Below are 642 nucleotides of genomic sequence, written 5' to 3'. Positions count from 1 at the left end.
CTGGCGGTCTTACTCTCAATCTTGGTCATGGTGGCGTTCCTTCGCGGGAATCAGGTGACGTTGAACATCACCAGCCTGCCATGACCGCCCTCTCTCAGCGAATTTGCAGAACTCTCAGCACACTACCAGCGATGGTCGAACAGAACGCTCTGAGGAGGTCATTTGCCGGACCTAAATAACAAACGATCCGGCGGGACATGAAGCTGCCAGAAACATCTGCGTGAGGCTCCGTGCGACCAAGGCGCTGCGACGCGTACCGCATCGAAGACGATGTCCGCAGCCAACTGGCGGATCGATTCGCGTGCAGTGTCCTCCAAGTCTGATTGGGTGTGCAATCAGGAACCGGCTGTCCTCGATCCCAACGGGATTTGCGATCGGGATGTAACCCCGTCGACGCCGTGTCGATGGTTGAGGGAACCGGGCGCCCGCTCGCCCCCGGCCTCTTTTACCGCCCTGCAAAGACTGGTGGACGCCTTGTCGACCAGGGAAGAGCCTGCTCCAGGTCGCGGGCAACACGAACCAGGGTCGCCTCGTCGCCGAAGCGAGCGACGATCTGAATGCCGATGGGCAGGCCGTCACTAGCCTGGAAGAGAGGCAGCGAGACCGAGGGTTGACCAGTGATGTTGAAGACGCCTTGGAATT

1 protein-coding gene is annotated in these 642 nt (G+C 59.8%); it reads right to left on the bottom strand.

Going from position 1 to position 642, the window contains the following annotated elements:
* Window positions 1-445: 445 nt before the first annotated feature.
* A partial coding sequence (locus O7A61_RS32335; protein WP_337133195.1) for an amidase family protein occupies window positions 446-642 on the bottom strand: 197 nt, incomplete at its 5' end.

This window comes from Mesorhizobium sp. Cs1321R2N1, from assembly GCF_037179725.1.
Classification (GTDB): domain Bacteria; phylum Pseudomonadota; class Alphaproteobacteria; order Rhizobiales; family Rhizobiaceae; genus Mesorhizobium; species Mesorhizobium salmacidum.
This window is presented reverse-complemented; position numbering and strand designations above follow the sequence as displayed.